Origin of the sequence: Lachnospira hominis (ex Liu et al. 2021) (assembly GCF_014287955.1) — a bacterium.
Lineage (GTDB): Bacteria > Bacillota > Clostridia > Lachnospirales > Lachnospiraceae > Lachnospira > Lachnospira hominis.
Map to the genome: position 1 here is coordinate 1 of NZ_JACOPD010000023.1, position 1,717 is coordinate 1,717.

At 35.3% G+C, this 1,717-nt stretch carries 2 protein-coding genes; both read left to right on the forward strand.

All coding sequences use genetic code 11. From position 1 onward, the window contains the following. Window positions 1–59: 59 nt before the first annotated feature. Window positions 60–746 (forward strand): helix-turn-helix domain-containing protein, encoded by a 687-nt coding sequence (locus H8S01_RS13940; RefSeq protein WP_207723071.1) that lies wholly within the window; start codon window positions 60–62, stop codon window positions 744–746. A gap of 8 nt (window positions 747–754) precedes the next feature. Then, window positions 755–1,639, forward strand: coding sequence for an IS3 family transposase (locus H8S01_RS13945; RefSeq protein WP_207723072.1), 885 nt, complete (start codon window positions 755–757; stop codon window positions 1,637–1,639). Window positions 1,640–1,717: the final 78 nt, after the last annotated feature.

Genomic DNA, 1,717 nt, shown 5'->3' on the forward strand with positions numbered 1-1,717 from the left:
TGATATGCTACCCTCATATAGGACAATGAAATATAAAAGTCCTATATGGGGGTATTTTCATGTCTAGAAAAAGTAAAATCAATTCAGCAGAAAAGGTAAAAATAGTTGAACAATACCTTAATGGAGAAATCGGAATGCGTCAAGCAAGTAAAGAATTGGGCATTAACCATAAAAGCATACAAGAATGGGTTTCCATTTACAAAAGTAAGGGGCCTGTTGGATTACTTGATCAACCACACAACAGCCATTATTCAAAAGAATTAAAACTATCTGCTGTAAATGATTATCTTAACGGAAAAGGTTCGCTCTCTACCATCTGTACAAAATATGGGATTCGTTCAGGAAAACAACTAAGAAATTGGATTAAGGTGTATAATTCTGGTGGAACATTTAAAACATCCACCGGAGGTGCATACATGAGAAAAGCAAGAACAACTACTCTTGATGAGAGATTAAAAATAGTTACGGAATGCCTGGCAAATGATAAGAATTATGGTGCAATGGCTTTGAAATATCAATGTTCATATCAACAAGTTCGTAACTGGGTAAAACGGTACGAAAAAATGGGAAGTAAAGGTCTGGAAGATCGTCGTGGCAGGCGAGCAGGTTCCTTACCAAGTCGTACACCAGAAGAAGAATTACGTGATAAAATAGCTGAACTTGAGAGGAAAAATTTTGATTTGCAAATGGAGAATGACCTGTTAAAAAAAGTCAGAGAACTGGAAAGGAGGGATCGTTATCTTTAGTTCATCGTTTGGCTGCGTATAAGGCCATCAGAGAATTATCTTCTGGCAAGGGATATCCAGTAGCTAAACTTTGTAAGTGCCTTAGCATTACACGTTCTGCATACTATCACTGGATAAAATACCCAAAAAGCAACAGTGAACTTCAAAACGAAAAGTTATTTATCGAAATCAAAAAAATTCATATAGAACACCCAGATATGGGATACCGTAGAATTCGTGATGAATTGGATGGACACAAAGGAATTCATGTAAACGACAAACGAGTACTCCGTATCTGCAGAAAATGTGATATAAAATCAAATATCAAATGGAAACCGAAAAGTTGTACCAGAGGTGAACGAAATCCAGACCATGTAGCCAAAAATTATTTACATAGGGATTTTCATGCCGATAAACCAAATGAGAAGTGGCTCACTGATGTATCTGAATTTAAATACTACAGTGGAAATGAAGTTCACAAGGTATATTTGAGTGCCATTCTAGATTTATATGACCGAAGAATTGTAACCTTTAAAATAAGTGATCATAATGATAATCCGTTAGTTATGAATACGTTTGATGAAGCAGTTCGCCTGGAGCCTGATGCACATCCACTTTTTCATTCCGATCGTGGATTTCAATATACAAGTATGCAATTCTATACAAGGTTAAAGAAAAACCATATGAAACAAAGCATGTCCAGAGTTGCCCATTGTATCGATAATGGACCAATGGAAGGCTTCTGGGGAATTCTAAAACGAGAAATGTATTACCGCCAACATTTCAATGATAGAAGCACGTTAGTTGCAGCTATAGCTAATTACATTAATTATTACAATAATCAAAGATTACAAAGAAATTTAAATGTAATGACACCAATGGAATATCATAATCAATATATAAAAGTAGCATAAAAATATCGCCAGCCGTAATTCGGCTGACGATACAAAAATTTATTATTTTTTATTGTCCTATTGACAGGTAGCACACCA